Source organism: Aeromonas finlandensis (genome assembly GCF_000764645.1).
GTDB classification, from domain to species: domain Bacteria; phylum Pseudomonadota; class Gammaproteobacteria; order Enterobacterales; family Aeromonadaceae; genus Aeromonas; species Aeromonas finlandensis.
On record NZ_JRGK01000313.1, the window covers coordinates 1 to 18,806 of the forward strand.

Sequence of the window (18,806 nt, forward strand, 5' to 3'; positions counted from 1 at the left end):
TCGGGCGGGAGATCGGACTTTTTCACCGCGAACAGGGCGATCAGGGCCGCCACCAGATCCATGGCGGAGTGGATCGCCTCCGAGATGATACTGACCGAGCCGCTGGCGAAACCGGCCACCACTTTCATGATGATCAGACTGATATTGGAGCAGACCGATACCATGGCGGCTCTGGTTTTTCTGTTCATGTCACAGCTTCCTGAATAAAAACGGATATTTCGGTGCGGCGCGCATTATATCTGGCGGACCGAAAATAACCTATTCGGTGTTGTAACCTGATGTTTCTGGTGATATTGCGAATGCTTATTAAAATGGTGGCCGCTTGAACGGCAATAAATAATGAGAGGGATTTATTTTATCCGTGAAAATATCTCGAAAGCGATGCCTTAATATGAGTGTGACAACATTTAATAATGCGAATTACTCTTTTTTGGTCTTTCCTGTCGAGGTCGTTTGGCTTCCGTGTTCCGGGGGCTGAGCACTGTATTTTTTGGGAGAGAATGAGGCTGGATCCGGATGCCTGTGGAGGGTATGCTGGGTCTGGTGATGGCCTTGTGCCATCCCATAAAGCGTACTGAAGTTGATGATTCGGATGGCATGCTGGCTCCCTTTGGGAACCAACTGTCTGGGTAACATTTTTGGAGTTTGATGATGAGTAACAAAGAACATCACAACGGCAAAGATGCCAAGAAAAAACCGCAGATGTCACTGAAAGAGAAACGCGAAGCCAAACGTCAGAAAGCAGATCTGAAAAACGGCAGCGCAATGAAGTAACGCTCCTCTACTGCTGTTCCTCCGGAGCCAGTACAAGGCCAGCCTGTCATGGGCTGGCTTTTATGTTTCCGGCGCAGGATTAGGGCTTGGCGCCGTACCGCTCGAAAATTTGCTGATAACGGCCATCCTTTTTCATTGCCCCAAGACGATGGTTAAACAACTTGAGGGCATCAGCCGAGCGAAAGGCGAAGTGATAGACGGTGGGTGGGAAGAGCTCTGCACGCCGTATCTGATTGGGGTGGTAGTGCTCGCCAGCCAAGGGGGCAGCCATCAACTGTGCCAGATAGTAGTAGAATACTCGCTCTTCCAGCACCACGGCGTCGATCCTGCCTCGCATCAGCTGGTGAACTTGCCCCTGCTGCTTGGCTACCTCTTCATAATGGGGATTCTGGCTGGCCATGGTGGAAAACGCGCTGCCCAGAATGACCCTTGCACGCTGGAAGGCGGTTACCCTCATTTGCTGCAAGTCGTCGATCGTTTTCACCCTGTGGTTGCTCAGGGTGAAGACCCTGTTATGGAAGGTGATGACAGGATGGGTCAGGAAGATGGGATCCACGATGCCGTCTTTGACGTTGATGATGGCATCCAGTTTGCCCGATTCGAACATGCGGAAGGTGCGCTCCAGCGGCAGAAATTCAAAGCTGGGCTCATAGCCGCTACCGGCGAACGCCTCTTTCAGCAGATCCAGCTCGATACCACGGTTATCGCCTTCGATGACATAAGGGGGGATGGCAAAGTTGACCCCTACCTTGAGTGGTTTGGCCAGCAACTGACCGGGCAGCAAGCTGGCCAGTAGTAGCAATAAAGGGGGGATCCGCTGCATTGCACCTCTCACAAAGCGCTCCTGTCGAGAATATCCATCACTGTAAGGTAGGCAGCCATAAAACGTCATATCCCTTTCGGGCTGAGTGGTTCAGCCTTGAGTGCATAAAAAAAGACCCTGAGTTATCAGGGCCTTTTCAATATTTCTGTTCTTAGAACGGGATATCGTCGTCGAAATCCATCGGCGGCTCGTTATATACCGGCGGCGCAGATTGTGGCTGCTGGGCCGGACGGCCATAACCGCCTTGCGGCTGCATGTTTTGCTGCGGGGCCGGAGCCGGGCGCTGCTGGTTCATCGGCTGCTGGGCAGGCATGCTCTGCTGCGGCTGACCCCAGTTGCCCTGGGATTGACCACCCATGTTCTGGCCCATGCCCTGACCACCTTGCGGACGGCCACCCAGCATCTGCATCACGCCAGTGAAGCTGTCGACCAGCACTTCAGTGGTATAACGATCTTGACCACTTTGATCCTGCCATTTACGGGTCTGCAGTTTGCCTTCCACATAGACCTGGGAGCCCTTCTTCAGGTACTCACCAGCAATCTCTGCCAGCTTGCCAATCAAAGACACGTTATGCCACTCGGTACGCTCTTTCTGCTCACCGGTCTGCTTGTCACGCCAGGATTCAGAGGTGGCCAGAGTAATGTTGGCCACAGCATTGCCACTCGGCATGTAGCGTACTTCCGGGTCTTTCCCGAGGTTACCGATCAGAATGACTTTATTGATGCCTCGACTGGCCATAATCTCTCTTCCACCTTTATATTCCGGCCAGGCAAAGCCTGGGCCAACCAAATGAGTTACCGCGCTTTTATCTTTCCCATGCTGTTATCGTATTGAACAGCATGGTTTTTCTATACCCGTAGCAGCAATCAGGTTGATGTTCACTTATTACCTGGCTCACGTTTAGCCCCCAATAGTAACAGCTGATGCGTCCCTGCGCACCCTCATCCGCGTGGTGTTGCCGGTTGGGGGGAGGAGGCAGAACGTCTCTCTGGCATGGGTCGAGAAGATACGGATCCAATCGTAAAAAAGGATGATGGCGATAGATAATGCCTGTCTATTCATCCAGTAGTCTCTATGCCATACTGGCTCGCTCAGGTTTCTGTATCGAGCGTGCAACAAGATGGAAAAGATCGTGGTCCGGGGTGCTCGCACCCACAACCTCAAGAACATCAATCTGACCCTGCCCCGCGACAAGCTGATCGTGGTTACCGGCCTCTCCGGTTCGGGCAAATCCTCTCTGGCGTTCGATACCCTCTATGCCGAGGGGCAGCGCCGCTATGTGGAGTCGCTCTCCGCCTATGCCCGCCAGTTCCTCTCCCTGATGGAGAAGCCGGACGTCGACCACATCGAGGGGCTCTCGCCCGCCATCTCCATCGAGCAGAAGTCTACTTCCCATAACCCGCGCTCGACCGTCGGCACCATCACCGAAATTTATGACTACCTGCGTCTGCTGTTTGCCCGGGTCGGTGAGCCGCGCTGCCCGACTCACGCCATTCCGCTCGCGGCCCAGACCATCAGCCAGATGGTGGATCAGGTGCTGGCCCAGCCGGAGGGGAGCAAGCTGATGCTGCTGGCCCCGGTGGTGCGGGATCGCAAGGGGGAGCACGCCAAGCTGCTGGAGAATCTGGCGGCGCAGGGCTACATCCGTGCCCGCATTGACGGCGAGGTGTGCGATCTCTCCGATCCTCCGACGCTGGAGCTGCACAAGAAGCACACCATCGAGGTGGTGGTGGATCGCTTCAAGGTGCGCGAGGACCTCGCCCTGCGTCTGGCCGAGTCGTTCGAGACGGCGCTGACCCTCTCCGGCGGCATCGTACAGGTGGTGCCGATGGATGGGGAGGAGGGGGTTGCCCCGATGACCTTCTCCGCCAACTTCGCCTGTCCGGAGTGTGGTTACTCCATGTCGGAGCTGGAGCCGCGCATCTTCTCCTTCAACAATCCGGCCGGTGCCTGCCCGACCTGTGATGGCCTCGGGGTGCAGCAATATTTCGATCCGGCCAAGGTGATCGGTGATCCTTCCATCAGCCTGGCCAATGGCGCCATCCGCGGCTGGGACAAGCGCAGCTTCTACTATTTCCAGATGCTGAAATCCCTCTCCGAGCACTACAAGTTCGATCTGGAAACGCCATGGGAAGATTTGCCACTCAAGACCCAGGAGGTGATCCTGCGCGGCTCCGGCCGCACCGAGATCGAGTTCCGCTACATGAACGATCGCGGCGATGTGGTGGTGCGCAAACACCCGTTTGAGGGGATCCTGCACAACATGGAGCGGCGCTACCGCGAAACCGAGTCCAACTCGGTGCGCGAAGAGCTCTCCAAATACATCGCCAACAAATCCTGTACCAGCTGCGGCGGCAGCCGACTGCGGGAAGAGGCGCGTCACGTGTTCGTCGACAACCGCAACCTGCCGGCAATCGCCGAGCAGTCCATCGGTGATGCGCTCGCCTTCTTTGAGGGGCTGAACCTGACCGGCCAGCGCGCCCAGATTGCCGAGAAGATATTGAAAGAGATCGTCGAGCGGCTCGGCTTCCTGGTGAATGTGGGTCTCAACTACCTGAGCCTGTCGCGCAGCGCCGAGACCCTCTCAGGCGGTGAAGCGCAGCGCATTCGATTGGCCAGCCAGATCGGTGCCGGTCTGGTAGGCGTCATGTATGTGCTGGATGAACCTTCCATCGGCCTGCACCAGCGCGACAACGAGCGGCTGCTCAAGACCCTGACCCATCTGCGCGATCTGGGCAACACCGTTATTGTGGTGGAGCACGACGAGGATGCCATTCGTCTCGCCGACCATGTGCTTGATATCGGCCCCGGGGCTGGCGTGCATGGTGGCGAGATTGTTGCGCAGGGCACCCCCCAGCAGATTATCGACAATCCGGATTCGCTGACTGGTGATTACCTCTCCGGCCGCAAGCAGATCGCCATCCCGGCCGAGCGCACGCCGCTCACCGGCAAATGGTTGAAACTCAAGGGGGCGAGCGGCAACAACCTGCGCAACGTCAACCTGGATCTGCCCATCGGGGTGATGACCTGCGTTACCGGCGTCTCCGGCTCCGGCAAGTCGACTTTGATCAACGACACCCTGTTTCGCATCGCCCACCGCGAGCTCAACAAGGCGACCGAGTCCACCCCGGCACCCTATCGCAGCGTTGAGGGACTGGAGCATCTGGACAAGGTGGTGGATATCGACCAGAGTCCCATCGGCCGTACTCCCCGCTCCAACCCCGCCACTTACACCGGACTGTTCACGCCGATCCGCGAGCTGCTCTCCGGCACCCAAGAGGCGCGTTCGCGCGGCTACCAGCCGGGCCGCTTCTCCTTCAACGTGAAGGGGGGGCGCTGTGAGGCGTGTCAGGGGGATGGGGTCATCAAGGTGGAGATGCACTTCCTGCCGGATGTCTACGTGCCGTGCGACGTCTGCAAGGGCAAGCGCTACAACCGGGAGACGCTGGAGGTGAAGTACAAGGGCAAGAATATCCACGAAATCCTCGAGATGACGGTGGAAGATGCCCGCGAGTTCTTCGACCCGGTACCGGCAGTGGCGCGCAAGCTGCAGACCCTGATGGATGTGGGCCTCTCCTATATCCGGCTTGGCCAGTCGGCCACCACCCTGTCGGGCGGCGAGGCGCAGCGGGTCAAGCTGGCGCGGGAGCTCTCCAAGCGGGATACCGGCCAGACCCTCTATATTCTGGACGAGCCGACTACCGGGTTGCACTTCCATGACATCCAGCAGCTGCTCAAGGTGCTGCACCAGCTGCGGGATCGCGGCAATACCATCGTCATCATCGAACACAACCTGGATGTAGTGAAAACCGCCGACTGGATCGTCGATCTGGGGCCGGAGGGCGGTGCCGGTGGTGGCCGCATTCTGGTGACGGGGACGCCGGAGGAGATATGCGGCAATAAAGAGTCTCATACTGCACGGTTTTTGCGGCCACTATTGTCCCGTTAAGCCGTTATAATCGAGGGGCCTTTGGCCCCTTTTTGTTATAAAAATCGGGAGCATAGGGGGGAAGCTCGTCAGGTGTGGGCAAGCTTGGCATCTCAGTGTCATGGTAATGGATATATCGGGTTATGGCTCAGGCTCCGCGCACGATTGATCATCAGTTGGCTTACTCCATGTTCCCCATCTGGCTGGGGGCGATCCTGCTATTGCTGATCCTGCTGGCGTGGGCCCAGATCCCGGCTGCCAGCCGGATTGAAGAGCAACGAATGAAGGAGCATTTGCTGCGTGTGAGCAAGGCGGTGCAGGCTGATGTGGCAGCTCTGGATGCATTCAGCCGGGACTGGGGCATCTGGGACGACAGCCACCGCTTTATGGGCACCAAAAGCAGGGCGTACATCGAATCCAACCTGTTCCATGACATGCCGATGCGGGACTTTAGTCTCAACCTGATGAGCTTTATGGATCTCAGCGGCTACGAGATCTGGACACGCACCTTGCTGCCCGATGCGCCGGGGATCAACCCGGATCAGTTTCCCTACTTCCTTGATGAACTGAAAAAGCAGTTAAGAGAGCGATCGGTGGCGCAAGGGGGCATTAATCTGCACGGGATCCGCGCTTCCCAGTGGGGACCGCTGATGTACTCATGGCAGCCGATCAGAAACAGTGACGAGTCGGCCCCGTTCAACGGTTTCTTGCTGGTTGTACGTTGGCTCGACAAGGCCTATCTCGAGCAGGTATCAGAGCGTACCGCGCTGCCACTGGCTATCTCTCACTCCAATCTGGATGTCACCGCCACCTTCAAACCGCTGAAACCGCAAATAACGTATCGCCTGATCGACCTTGGGCTGACTCGGCTGAGGGGAGAAGTGCGATTGCTCAACGGCGATAGCCTGCCGGTGTTGACCCTGGTGATTGAGGAGGAGCGAAAGGTCTTGAGTGGTGTCATGGAGGGGGCGATCTGGACCTTCATTGGCATGCTGTTTATCAGTTTTCTTTGCGTCATGATCGCCATGTACCGGCTCAACGGCATTGTGCTTACCCCGTTGCAGCAACTGGTGTCGGCGCTGCAGCGCTTTGGTGATCGGCCAGATGCCAGTTTGATCCCCTATATCGACAGCAGCGCCGAGATGGCCACCCTGAGCGGCAAGTTCAGGGAGATGGCCAGCAAGGTCAGTCTGCAGCACGATGAGTTACTGGCCAAGTCTCGTCAGATGGAGATGGCCGCCTCCACTGATCCGTTGACCCGCTGTTGCAATCGACGCTATCTGGATAGCTGGTTGCAGATCCATCATGCTACTCCCTGCCTGCTGTTGTTACTGGATCTCGACCATTTCAAACGGATCAATGATCAGTTGGGTCATGATATTGGCGATCTGGTTTTGAGCCAGTTGGCCGACCTGCTTCGCAAACTGGTGGTGAGTGAGGCTGAGCCGATTATCAGATTGGGTGGGGAGGAGTTTTTGCTGTTGTTGCAGATGGATGAAGATGAAGAGGTGGCATTGCGGGTCGAGTATTTCAGGCAGCGTGTCGCGCAACATCGGTTTGGCAAGGATGAGACGCCGTTACGATTGACGGTTTCGTCAGGTTTTTGTCGCTATCCATTGCACCCATCAATACCCGATACATTTTGGAGCCATAGCTTCAAATTGGCTGATATGGCTCTTTATCGGGCTAAAGAGGGGGGACGAAACCAGTGGTGTGGCTATACGAGGCTACTTTCCCCGGAGGCTGTAGCTATGACGGTTACCGAGCTCGCTGAAGGTCAATACCTACAGCTGCAACGGGCAGAAAATCGGGATTAGCCCTGTCTTACCAAAACCAGATAGGCCAGTGCGACGATAAAACCGAGCAGAATAAAGAGAAAGGATCCGATCCCCCAGGCAGCAGCGAGAAACGTTCCCACCTTGTGCCATCGCGACTCATTTTTCATAAATAAAAAATCACTTACAAATAACTTTCGTGCTGCAAAAATACGCCTATTTGTTTGAATTAACAACAATTAATCGTTGTTTGGTGTCATGTAAAGGTGTGCGGTGCGAGCACCTTTGCCCTTGGTTACGCCGTCTCTCAAGGTCTGCATGGCGATAGTTTTCGTGCTGCATCCGGTTTTGTAGTCAGGCAGGATTGACGATAAAGATGTCATCCCAATCGATTTATTTCTGTGCAACGTTTGCTCCAAGTCAATAACTTTGCATTTACAAAGCTCTATAGTCAGCAGGCTTACAGCATCAAATGAAAACAAAAAAGGGATTACGTGATGAAAAAATTACTTCCTCTGATGATTGCCGCTGCAGTGACCTCTCCTTTCGCCATGGCTCACCAGGCTGGCGACATTCTGGTTCGTGGTGGTGCTGCTTTTGTTTCTCCGCAAGAGAGTACCTCCCCGATTGATCTAACCATCAATGACAATATGCAGCTTGGTTTAACTCTGACCTATATGGCGACAGATAACTTCGGTGTTGAGTTGCTGGCTGCGACGCCATTCTCCCATTCTGTGAAACTGGGTGATACTGAAGTGGCCAAGGTTAAGCACTTGCCACCGACCCTGATGGCTCAATATTATTTTGGTGATGCCAAAAGCAAGGTGCGCCCGTACGTTGGCGTTGGTGTGAACTACACCACCTTCTTTGACGAGAAGGGCCGTGGCCCACTGGCAAATGACGATATCAGTCTGGATAGCTCTTGGGGTGTTGCCGGACAAGTCGGTATCGACATGGCAATTACCGACCGCTGGTTTGTGAACGGCTCCGCCTGGATCATGGATATTGATACCGATGTTCACACTCAAACCGTTGGTACCATCAACGCCAAAATTGACCCTATGGTCTTTATGGTAGGCGCGGGTTACCGCTTCTAATGATCTGATTCTGGTGGCTGACCTTTATTAGGTGGCCACGGAAAATAGCAAAGTACGTCTCTTTCAGCCCGACTCAGGTCGGGCTTTTTTATATCAGCCGAACTCTGGCAGATTGTGATCCAACACAATACAAATCCATTAAATACCCCCTGTTCTAGTTCAGCCATTCGCCACCCCTGCCGATAGTGACTATGTTCACTTTACCTTTCCCCAATGAGTGAGGATGTCTCCATGGGTTTATCTATCGTGCAGCGGATCATCGCCGGATTTGTGTTGATGCTGCTGTTGCTGATCCTGCTTGGCGTGATCAGTACCATTAAAATCAAGGGTATAAACGACGGCCTCTCTGCTGTATCTGACCGGGCAACTCCGCTGGTGGTGGCTGTTGCAGGTCTCAAGGGGGCATTGCAGGATAGTAACCGCTGGGTGCTGGTTTATCGCACCAGTGAAGATGCAGTCCAGTTGCCGCAGCTTGCCAGCAAGTTCAAGGAGCAGCAGAACCGTTTTGCCCAGCTGAGCCAGGAGATGGGGAAATTCACCGAGGTGGCTGATGCCCGTGCCCGTTTCCAGCAGGTCGAGGGCGCAACTAGTCAGTTTTATAGTTTGGCCGATCAAGTGCTGGCCCAGCATGGACAGTGGGTGAATACCTGGGATCAGCGCCACAAACTGGAGATGGAATTTATCCGTCTTGAGGATACCTACCAGTGGGCGGCGGACCTGCTGCTGCAACAGACCGCCAGCAAGCGCTCGATGCGCAACAAGGCGGAACTCATTACTTCCGGTATCGCCCGGGACCTGAAAAATATCCGCCGTGCCGATGCCAAGACTGATCTAAACGAGCTGGAAAAGGTGCTGAGCAAGGATATCGAGATGGCGCGCAAGCGTCTGGAGCGGGTATTGGTGCCGGATGATGTGAAAGCGCGGTTTGTCTCCAATCTGGATCGAATGCAGGAGCTGGCGCTCGGCGCTCAGGGCTTGTTGGCGACCATGCGTCAGGCCCAACAACTGGAGCTGTCGCTGGCCACGCAGAATCAGCAGCTGGATGCCAGTCTGGTCAATAGCCTCAATCTGCTCGATGAGATGGGCAAGTCTGCCGGTGCCATCGCCAGCGAGAGCCGGATCAACGCCGATGCGGCGGTCAGCAGTGCCAGCTTCTGGATCTTGGTAGTTGCCGCGATGTCGGCCGCTGCAGCGCTGGTGATCGGCTATACCACGGCGCGCAGCATTCAGCGCCCGTTACAGATGATCAACAAGGAGCTGGATTACATGGCGGCCGGCGACATGACCCGCCGCATCAACTACCGCAGCAGTTGCGAATTTGGCAGTCTCTCTCGTTCCATCGATACGCTGGCGGGCAAGACCGGCGAGCTGCTCTCTCAAATCAATGCGGGCTCCCGCCATCTGGTGGATGAGGCGAGCCGCGCCGCCGAGATCAGCGAACGGGCCATGTCCCGGGTGCAGGAGCAGAAGAGCCAGACCGATCAGGTTGCCGCCGCCATTACCGAGCTGGAAGTGAGCGCCACCGAGGTGGCCCGCTCTACGGATGGCACCAAGCGGGAAGTGGATCTGGCCGATGACGAGGCGCGCAGTGGTCGCCAGAAAGTGGCCACTACTCGCCGGATCACCGAGCAGTTGGCTGGCGCCATGGAAGAGGCGGTCGGCATTACCTACAAGCTGGGGGAATTCAGCAACAACATCGGCAGCATTCTCGATGTGATCCGCAGCATTGCCGAACAGACCAACCTGCTGGCGTTGAACGCGGCTATCGAAGCCGCCCGTGCTGGGGATGCCGGTCGCGGTTTTGCGGTGGTTGCAGATGAAGTGCGGGCACTGGCCAATCGCACCCAGACCTCGACCGAAGAGATCCAGGGGATGATTGAGAACCTGCAGAGCTCCAGCAAGCATGTGGTCGAAGTGATGGGGCGCAGCCAGGAGCAAACCCAAAGCTGTGTCGAGCAGACCCGCGAGATGGATGTGGCGCTGCAATCCATTGCCGATCGGATGGGTGCCATCAAGTCGATGGCCGATCAGGTTGCCCATGCCGCTCAGGAGCAGATCTCCGTCAGTCAGGGGGTCGCTCGTCATATCGCCGGTATTGCCGATGTGGCATACGAGACCGAGCGGGAGGCGCGCGAATCCGCCAGCAGCAGCGAAGTGCTGGCCGACCTGGTCGCCAAACAGCAGCAATTGATCGCACATTTCAAGGTCTAGGAGGGCTTATGTCTAAAAAGTGGATTGGAGCCCTGAGTCTCCTGTTGTGTGGCCAGCTGATGGCCAGCGAGCTGGTGATTGAGAGCTGGCGAACCGATGACAAAGCGCTGTGGGAACAGAAGATCATCCCGGCGTTTGAAGCGGCACATCCCGGCATCAAGGTGAGTTTTCACCCGGTGCAGAACGTCAACTACATGCCCACCCTGTGGGAGAGTCTGAAAGGGGGCAAGGCAGGGGACTTGATCACCTGTCGTCCGTTTGATGATTCGCTCGCCCTGTTCAAGGCGGGCCATCTGGCCGAGCTGACTGAAATGGCGGGGATGGAAAACTTCCCAAGTTTTGCCCAGTCGCCTTGGCAGACTGATTCCGGTGCCCAGACTTTCTGTGTGCCGATGGCCTCGGTGATCCATGGCTTCTTCTATAACAAGAAGATCTTCAGTGAGTTGGGGCTGACATTACCGCAAACCCGCGACCAGTTCTTTGCCGTGCTGGACAAGATCAAGGCCGATGGTCGCTATGTGCCGCTGGCCATGAGCGGTTCCGAGAGCTGGGTCGCCTCCGAACTTGGCTTCCAGAACATTGGTCCCAATTACTGGAAAGGGGAAGATGGCCGTCTGGCGCTGATCGGTGGGCAGGAGCGGCTGGACAACCCGCAATATGTGAAGGTGTTCGATGAACTTGCCCGTTGGCGCTCCTACCTCGGTGAGGGGGCCGAGAGTCGCGATTACGCGACCAGCAACGAGCTGTTTACCTCCGGCAAGGCCGCTTTCTATGTTGCAGGATCCTGGGAGATTGCCCCCTTTACCGGCAAGGTTGATTTTGGCGTCATGCGTCCGCCGGTGGCCAAACAGGGAGACGGTTGCTTCTTTACCGATCACACCGATATCGGTATGGGGATGAACCCGGCAAGCAAGAACAAAGAGGGGGCCATGGCCTTCCTGCAGTGGCTGACGACGCCGCAATTTGCCGAGCTCTATACCAACTCGTTGCCGGGATTTTTCTCCCTCTCCAACCACTTCTTCGATGTCACCAATCCGGCGGCCAAAGAGATGATGGAGTGGCGCGATCAGTGTGACTCAACTATTCGGGTGGCGACCCAGATCCTCTCCCGTGGTACGCCCAAGTTGGGGGATGAACTGGCCGAGGTGAGTCAGGCGGTGATGCTTGGCAAGATGGAGCCCAAGGCTGCCGCGGATCGACTGGAAGGTGGCTTGAAGGGCTGGTATGCCCCTCATCAGGGCAACAAGGCCAAGAGTGCAGATTGTCAGTGTGATGCGGTTGCCCCGACTCCGGTGTCAGCGCCGGCTGCTGCGGTGTCCGCTGCACCCGCGACCAGTGAAACGCCTGCTGTGGTGGCACCTGCTGTTATTCCCGCAGAACCCGCATCAGCCGCCGCTGCGCCATTACCGGTCCCTTCGGATGAGGTGGAGCAGGCGCTCTCCAACGAGCTGGAAGCGCCGCAGCAATAAGTCATCTGCATCAATAACAACGGGAGGCATCAGCCTCCCGTTTTTTATGGCTCGCGGCCAGCATGCATCGCTTTATTGTGCTTCGTGGGGCCAGCGGCAAAGGCTGCCGATGCGGGCAACCGGGGCGAACCCCAGAGATCGGTAAATTCGCTGGGCATGGTAGTGTTCGTCGGCCACGATAATCAGCTGTTTGGCGCGGGACAATCCTGCGCGAGCCACCTGACTGAGCAGCTGGCGGCATAACCCCTTGTTGCGCCACGCTTGGTGAGTGCGTACCAACTGGAAGCGTCCTAGCGTGCCGCAAAAGAAGAGACCACAACTGGCGACCAGTTGTCCCTCTTGCCAGATCCCCCACCACTCCCCGAGCCCATCGGCAATCATGGCTTGATAGAGCGCCTGACGGGATCGCAGATAGGGTAGATAGCTCTGTTCCGAGTGTCCCTCATCCCGCTCATGGAGTTCGAATTCGAGCCACTCTGGCCAATCAGCAATGGTGAAGGGACGAGCCTGAACCTTGTCCATGTCGCCGTTAGGGGGCGGGCAGTTCTGCTCATCCAGCGCCAGCACCACGCACTCCATGTATTGGTATCCGGTTGCGACAAAACCGGCGATCCGGCTGTTTTGTCCTGCAGCCAGTGGCCACTGAAATGTTCGGTGACGTACTCTGGGATCCTGGCCGATCAGCTGATCAAAAGCGGCTTCCAGCCAGCCTTTGTCATGGTCGCTGGGGGGGATGGGGAGCAGCAGGTAGTTGCCGAAGTAGTAGTCGGGTGCATCCGGCGTGCGAACCGCCCAGAACTGCTCGTGTCGGGTGACCTCGCCTTGGTAGCGATCAAAAAGCAAGTCGGTGGCAAAGCCGGGGTGGGTATCCATGATGGTGCTCCTGCAAAGACTCATTCTGTTATCGGCAGGAGTGCGGAATAGATGAAAAGGGGCCGGAGAAACCTCCGGCCAAACAATCACACGCAGATTCAGAACGTCCAGGACGATCTGCCCCCATGATAACTCGACTGGGGCGATTTTGGGATGGGCACTTTCCTGTTACTTACCGTTAATTTTGTAAATATGAAGTTCATCGGATCGGAAGTGAGGTAAATCCCTGTTGACTTTGTAGCGTTTTACTCATAAATATAAAGACGTTTAGACGTCCAAACATCCGTTTTGACGTAGGCAGATGGATTGCAGGACTGGGAGAAGAGCAGATGGGATTTCACAGTGCACGTCAGGTTGAGGCGCTCAACCAGAGCTTGGCAGATTTGAATGGCGATATATCGGTCAGTTTCGAGTTTTTTCCGCCCAACAGTGAAGGGATGGAAAACACCCTCTGGCAGTCCATCGAACGGCTGAAAGTGCTGGAACCCAAATTCGTCTCCGTCACCTATGGCGCCAACTCCGGCACCCGTGATCGCACCCACAAGGTGATCAAGGACATCAAGGAGCGGACCGGCCTGATTGCCGCGCCGCACCTGACCTGTATTGATGCCAGCCGCGACGAGCTGCGTACCATCGCCCGCGACTACTGGAATAGCGGTATTCGCCATATCGTGGCTCTGCGCGGTGACTTGCCGCAGGGGTTGGACAAGCCGGATATGTATGCCACCGATCTGGTTGCCCTGCTCAAGTCAGAGGCCGATTTCGATATCTCGGTTGCCGCCTATCCGGAAGGGCACCCGGAGGCCAAGAGTGCGCAATCCGATCTGCTCAACCTCAAACGCAAGATCGATGCCGGTGCCAACCGTGCCATTACCCAATTCTTCTTCGATGTGGAAACGTATCTGCGCTTTCGGGATCGCTGCGCTGCCATCGGCATCGATGCCGAAATCGTGCCGGGGATCCTGCCGGTCTCCAACTACCAGACGCTGGCCAAGTTCGCCGGTTTCACCAACGTGAAGATCCCGCGCTGGATGCATCAGCGTTTCGAGGGGCTGGATAACGATCAGATGACCCGTAATCTGGTGGGGGCGAGCATCGCCATCGATCAGGTGCGCGTGCTAAGTCAGGAGGGGGTGAAGGATTTCCACTTCTATACCCTCAATCGCTCCGAGTTGACCTATGCCATCTGTCATACCCTGGGGGTTCGTCCCAAGGGCTGACCAGTGGTCACCGTGATAAAAGCAAAAAGCCAATGAGTTGCTCATTGGCTTTTTCGTTATGGTCGATTATCACGGTCTGGTTGGGGCGATCTCTTTTGGCTCAAGATCGATAACCGCATTACCGGCAGCCCCCGGATACTGGTGATAGACCTGATCTTGCTCCAGTGTGTAGAAGGTATCCAGATAGTCGTCGTTGTTGGTCATCCAGGAGTCGGGCAGCGCCTTGACGATGCGACCACCAAGATCGAGGAAGGGCAGCGCTTCCGGTACCCCACCCGCAGTAAAGCCGAGTTTAAGGGCCTCGATCAGCAAGGCGCTCAGCTCCTTGTAGTTGACGTTGTCATCCTGCTCCATCATCACCACGTCGACGGCACCCCAGCGATAGCGATCCCAGTAAACAAGGATCTGGTTGGGGGTGTAATCGGTGTTGTCATAGTCGAGGTAGGGCATGTCGACAATATCGACCACAGGTTCATCCCGGCTGGGATTGACCCCTGCGACCACTGCATACACTTCGGCCGCGCCGAGCAGCCAGGGCTCCTGATCATCCCTCAGTCTGATCTTTTTCAGGATACTGGTCTTGAGCGGCGCCGTGCTGGCCGCCGCTCGCGGGGCGCTTTGCAGATCCGCATCGGCCAGTGCCTTGCGCATCACCTTCAAGCCTGCGTCCTTGGCTTTGACGGGATCGGCTTCGACCACCAGAACCGGCCGGGCCGGTGCCTTGTCCACATCCAGATAGACGGGATTGCCTGCGCTGTCGAATGCTTCAATGGCGCTCCAGTTCTTCTCATCCCCACTCGGAACATAGGCGACCAGCGGTTCGACGCCCTGTTGCAGTGCGGCGGCCTGCTCGGTGTTGGCCAGCCGCAACTGCATCAGTTGCTTGACCTCACCATCCAGCCCTTGCCGGCTGATGGCCGCCTGGTTGGCATCGGTCGCCTGCCGTTTGAGGCGTGGGCTGGCTTTTTGCAGCAGGTTGGGAAGCGGGCTTTGGTATTGCTGATTGCTCAGCAGGGGCAGCAGATTTTTCTGCTGAAGTGCGAGCTGGCGAGCCAGCTCCCTGTCGGTGTCGGCTGCGTGTGCCGTGCTGACGCCCAGAAGCGCCAACAAAATGATGAGAGCATGATGTTTCATTATTGTTCTCCATTGCATGAGCCTGACGGGGCACCATGTCCGGAAAGATTGATGCCCTGACACCACTAAAGGGCAATTAGTTTCATCTGTGAATTAATTTATCTGGATCTTGCGCAGGCCATCACGGTTTGAGGTCTCATTGATTCCTTTGTCGATATGATTGGAACTGATAGATAACGAGGCCAACCAGCAGACCCCAGCAGGCCGCCGCGATGCCGAGCAGGCTGATCCCGGACGCGGTAATGATGAAGGTAAGCAACGCAGCTTCCCGCGCCTCATCTTGTTGCAGGGCCGAGTGCAGGCTGCTGCCGATGGTGCCTAGCAGGGCCAATCCGGCGACGCAGGTGATAAGGGCTGCCGGGAAGGCGCTAAACAGGGCGGCGACGGTTGCGCCAAAGCAGCCGGTCACAAGATAAAAGCCACCCGCCCAGACCGCAGCAGGCCAGCGGCGCTTGATATCCGGATCGACCTCTTTGCCCATGCAGATGGCGGCGGTGATGGCGGCCAGATTGAAGGCATAGCCGCCAAAAGGGGCGAGCAGCAGGCCGGTCAGGCCGGTCCAGCTGATCAGCGAGGAGGTGGCTGGGTGATAGCCATGGGCCCGCAAGATGGCGATCCCCGGCATGTTTTGCGATGTCATGGTGACAATGAACAACGGCAGCGCGATGCCAAACAGAGCATCAAGGGAGAAGGTCGGCCATGTCCAGAGCGGGCTGGCGAGCTGCCAGTGAAGGGTAGCCAGCTGCAACTCCCCCCGCACGCTGCAGATCAGCATCCCCACTCCCAGTACCAGCACCATGGTATAGCGGGGCCAGAGATGACGCCCCAGCAGGAAGGTCAGCAGCAGGGTGCCAAGCAGCAAGGGATCTTGCGGGGCGACCTTGAACAGATCCAGCCCGAATTTGAGCAGCACGCCAGCGAGCATGGCGGCGGCCAGTGGAGCGGGGATATGCCTCATCAAACGGTCGAACCAGCCGCTGATGCCACACAGGGTAATCAGCAGGGACGAGATCACAAAGGCGCCGATGGCTTCCGCCAGGGTAAAGTTGCTCAGCGTAGTGATCAGCAGGGCCGCGCCCGGGGTTGACCAGGCGGTGAGCACGGGTATGCGGTAATAGAGAGAGAGGCCGATGCAGCTCACCCCCATGCCGATCCCCAGCGTCCAGAGCCAGGAGGCGACTTGGGCACTATCAGCGCCAGCCGCCGTGGCGGACTGGATGATCAGGATGACGGAGCTGGTGTAGCCGACCATCACGGCGATAAAGCCTGCGACCAGATGGGGGAGGGCGAAGGGCATGAGACTTCCTCTTGGCGTTGTGACGCACTGTGCGTTATTACGTACAATCTGGTTTTGACTATATCCTTGTGCGTTATAGCGCACAAGGCGCGTCTTGCAAGAGTGATAAAGAGGCAGTTATGCAAGAGATGAGTCAGTATCTGGCCGCTCGACTGAAGGGGCTGCGCAGCGAGCGCGGCTGGAGCCTGGATGCCGCCGCGCGCGAAACGGGTGTCAGCAAGGCGATGTTGGGGCAGATTGAGCGGGGAGAGTCCAGCCCAACGGTGGCGACGTTGTGGAAGATTGCGACCGGTTTTCGAGTCTCATTTTCCAGTTTCATCGAGCCCACTCCAGCCGCGCAGGCAGAGGTGCTCTATCGCATCGCCGATGCCATTCGCCAGCAACCTGCGGGAGAGGGCATGCAAGTGGCCCCTCTCTTCCCTTATGAAAACCGGTTTGGCTTCGAATTGCTTGAGCTGACCCTGTTGCCGGGTTACCAGCGTGAATCTGACCCCCATGAGCCGGGAGTGACCGAGCATGTCATCGTCATCAGCGGCATGATGGAGGTACTGGTGGAAGGAGAGTGGCGCACACTGGCGCAAGGGGAGGCGGTGCGCTTTGCTGCCGACCATCCCCACGGTTATCGCAATCTGGGCATTGCCCCTGCTATTTTCCATAACCTGATCCACTATCCGGTGGCAACACCCTGAACATGTTCCGCAGAGATCAACCCGGTCGACCATCTGCTCTGGGGCGGGTCAGTATCGGGGTATAGACCCAGACAAACAGACCATAGGCAGCGATCCAGGCAAGCGCGCTGAGGTTCCAGCCATGCAGGGTATAAGCAGGCCAGAACAGCGGAATTACCACCCGCATTGTGGCGGCAGCGATGACCAAGGCAAATGCGCCAGTGATCCTGCGTCCCACCTGCAAGGTTCGACCGCTATGGCCGAGGGATACTCGCGCAATCATGCCCAGGATCATGGTCCCCATGCAGCCTGCGCTGAGCAGGTGGCTGGCCATCGACAGCGTGATGGGCAGATCCGCGCTATGTGCCGCAAGGGCGAACAGGCCAATGGGAATAAACAGATAGGCGAGATGGAGTGACCACAGCAGTGGATGTGCAAGGGTCGATGGCAGATGCCAACGCAGTTGCCGCCACAGTTGCAAACTCGCCGCCACTATATAGAGAGGCGCTATATATATGCTGGTGACCCACTGGGTGGGGAGCAGCAGCCAGAGCAGCAAGATAAGCCACTGTGCAGCAAGCGTTGCCCGTTCCAGCCAGAGCAGGGGTGCAGCTTTCTCCTGACCGGTTGCTCGGGCGGTGAAGAACGGAATCACCCTTCCACCCATCACGGCGATCAGGGTGGTAAACAGCAGCACAGTTGTGATCAGCAGATGCTCAACGGTGCTCCACTCTGCATGCCATAACCAGCTGGCGCCATTGAGCAGGGTCAATATCAGCAGCAGGGGCACGAAGAAGAGATTGCGCCATTGCCGGGTGATTAAAATAGGCTTGGCAAGGAACCAGGCGCAAAGCGGTAGCCAGAGCAGGTCTGCTACCATCAGGAGCGTATTCTCCTCACCCAGCCAGGGTAACAATGTCCTTGGCAATATCCACAACCCCACCACCAGTGCCAATGGCCAGCTCCGAATACCGGGATGGGCCGTCCAGTTCTGCACCGCGGTGAGCAGAAAACCCGCGACGATGGCGGCCCCGAAACCAAACAGCATCTCATGACCATGCCACCAGATCGGGTTGCCAATCCCGGGCAGGGTTAGCCAACCGTTGAGCTGCCCCAGCCAGAGCAACATGGCGACGGCAGCAAACAGAGCCCCGAACAAGAAGAAGGGTCGGAACCCCAGGCGGAACAGCGGGACGATTTGCTCTTCCTTATGGCTATCGAGGATTTGATGCATGAGGGCATTCCAATTAAACATTTGAGATGGCAATTATAAATTGGCTTTTCAAATGTTCAATTTAAATCCGGTAATAGTCAGGATTGATGCCATTTCGAACAAAAAAAGAGGTGGTTGCTTGATATCTGAGCGAACGAACTTTTTTACTGAAAAATCCCTTGTCATCCCGGCGCGGCTCCCTATAATGCGCCCCTACCAGCACGGCGGAACACGCCGAACTGATGAGCCAGCTTCCTGGTGAAGTGGGCGCCGAAAGAAAAGCGAAAACAATCGCTTGACTTTCGAAGTGAGAAGCGTAATAT

16 protein-coding genes are annotated in these 18,806 nt (G+C 56.8%); 8 read left to right on the forward strand and 8 right to left on the reverse strand.

Annotated features, from left to right (window positions below):
- The coding region (locus LD28_RS0119560; RefSeq protein WP_033138580.1) for a cation efflux transmembrane domain-containing protein at positions 1-188 on the reverse strand (188 nt) is incomplete at its 3' end.
- A 460-nt stretch (positions 189-648) separates the two neighbouring features.
- Between LD28_RS0119560 and LD28_RS23930 the strand changes: the two genes are divergently transcribed.
- Positions 649-774, forward strand: coding sequence for a hypothetical protein (locus tag LD28_RS23930; RefSeq protein ID WP_257686581.1), 126 nt, complete (start codon positions 649-651; stop codon positions 772-774).
- Positions 775-853: 79 nt separating this feature from the next.
- On the opposite strand, the gene LD28_RS0119565 is transcribed toward LD28_RS23930, so the two are convergent.
- Both LD28_RS0119565 and LD28_RS0119570 read right to left on the reverse strand, forming a co-directional pair.
- Complete coding sequence (locus LD28_RS0119565) at positions 854-1,597, reverse strand: substrate-binding periplasmic protein (RefSeq protein ID WP_033138581.1); 744 nt, start codon at positions 1,595-1,597, stop codon at positions 854-856.
- A 151-nt stretch (positions 1,598-1,748) separates the two neighbouring features.
- The gene (locus LD28_RS0119570; RefSeq protein ID WP_033138582.1) at positions 1,749-2,336 is read right to left on the reverse strand and encodes a single-stranded DNA-binding protein; all 588 of its coding nucleotides are present in this window, start codon (positions 2,334-2,336) and stop codon (positions 1,749-1,751) included.
- A 382-nt stretch (positions 2,337-2,718) separates the two neighbouring features.
- Here LD28_RS0119570 and uvrA point away from each other — a divergent pair, with 382 nt between their 5' ends.
- The 5 genes from uvrA to LD28_RS0119595 all read left to right on the forward strand — a co-directional run bounded on the left by uvrA (position 2,719) and on the right by LD28_RS0119595 (position 12,078).
- A complete protein-coding gene (gene uvrA, locus LD28_RS0119575; protein WP_033138583.1) occupies positions 2,719-5,547 on the forward strand; it encodes an excinuclease ABC subunit UvrA in 2,829 nt (942 codons plus the stop codon).
- A gap of 122 nt (positions 5,548-5,669) precedes the next feature.
- The gene (locus LD28_RS0119580; RefSeq protein ID WP_033138584.1) at positions 5,670-7,343 is read left to right on the forward strand and encodes a sensor domain-containing diguanylate cyclase; all 1,674 of its coding nucleotides are present in this window, start codon (positions 5,670-5,672) and stop codon (positions 7,341-7,343) included.
- 455 nt (positions 7,344-7,798) lie between these two features.
- A complete protein-coding gene (locus LD28_RS0119585; RefSeq protein ID WP_033138585.1) occupies positions 7,799-8,398 on the forward strand; it encodes an OmpW family outer membrane protein in 600 nt (199 codons plus the stop codon).
- A gap of 231 nt (positions 8,399-8,629) precedes the next feature.
- Positions 8,630-10,609: a methyl-accepting chemotaxis protein gene (locus tag LD28_RS0119590; RefSeq protein ID WP_033138586.1), complete on the forward strand. Its 1,980-nt coding sequence runs from the start codon at positions 8,630-8,632 to the stop codon at positions 10,607-10,609.
- An 8-nt stretch (positions 10,610-10,617) separates the two neighbouring features.
- On the forward strand, positions 10,618-12,078 hold the full coding sequence (locus LD28_RS0119595; RefSeq protein ID WP_033138587.1) for an ABC transporter substrate-binding protein: 1,461 nt from the start codon (positions 10,618-10,620) through the stop codon (positions 12,076-12,078).
- Between the two features lie 72 nt (positions 12,079-12,150).
- On the opposite strand, the gene LD28_RS0119600 is transcribed toward LD28_RS0119595, so the two are convergent.
- Entirely contained in the window at positions 12,151-12,951 is an 801-nt protein-coding gene (locus LD28_RS0119600; RefSeq protein WP_033138588.1) for a GNAT family N-acetyltransferase, read from the reverse strand.
- 329 nt (positions 12,952-13,280) lie between these two features.
- On the opposite strand from LD28_RS0119600, the gene metF reads away from it, so the two are divergent.
- Positions 13,281-14,171 carry a methylenetetrahydrofolate reductase gene (metF, locus tag LD28_RS0119605; protein ID WP_033138589.1) on the forward strand — a complete coding sequence of 297 codons (891 nt, stop codon included), beginning with the start codon at positions 13,281-13,283 and terminating at the stop codon, positions 14,169-14,171.
- A gap of 69 nt (positions 14,172-14,240) precedes the next feature.
- Here metF and LD28_RS0119610 read toward each other — a convergent pair whose 3' ends face one another.
- Positions 14,241-15,305: a DUF3103 family protein gene (locus LD28_RS0119610; RefSeq protein WP_033138590.1), complete on the reverse strand. Its 1,065-nt coding sequence runs from the start codon at positions 15,303-15,305 to the stop codon at positions 14,241-14,243.
- A gap of 136 nt (positions 15,306-15,441) precedes the next feature.
- Positions 15,442-16,602: a benzoate/H(+) symporter BenE family transporter gene (locus tag LD28_RS0119615; protein ID WP_033138591.1), complete on the reverse strand. Its 1,161-nt coding sequence runs from the start codon at positions 16,600-16,602 to the stop codon at positions 15,442-15,444.
- A 119-nt stretch (positions 16,603-16,721) separates the two neighbouring features.
- Here LD28_RS0119615 and LD28_RS0119620 point away from each other — a divergent pair, with 119 nt between their 5' ends.
- Complete coding sequence (locus LD28_RS0119620) at positions 16,722-17,291, forward strand: helix-turn-helix domain-containing protein (protein WP_033138592.1); 570 nt, start codon at positions 16,722-16,724, stop codon at positions 17,289-17,291.
- A gap of 16 nt (positions 17,292-17,307) precedes the next feature.
- Here the strand turns inward: LD28_RS0119620 and LD28_RS0119625 are convergent, their stop codons facing one another.
- Both LD28_RS0119625 and LD28_RS23725 read right to left on the reverse strand, forming a co-directional pair.
- Entirely contained in the window at positions 17,308-18,504 is a 1,197-nt protein-coding gene (locus tag LD28_RS0119625; RefSeq protein ID WP_033138593.1) for an NnrS family protein, read from the reverse strand.
- Positions 18,505-18,565: 61 nt separating this feature from the next.
- Positions 18,566-18,806, reverse strand: a 241-nt coding sequence (locus LD28_RS23725) for a hypothetical protein (protein ID WP_206538772.1), incomplete at its 5' end; no start/stop codon positions are given.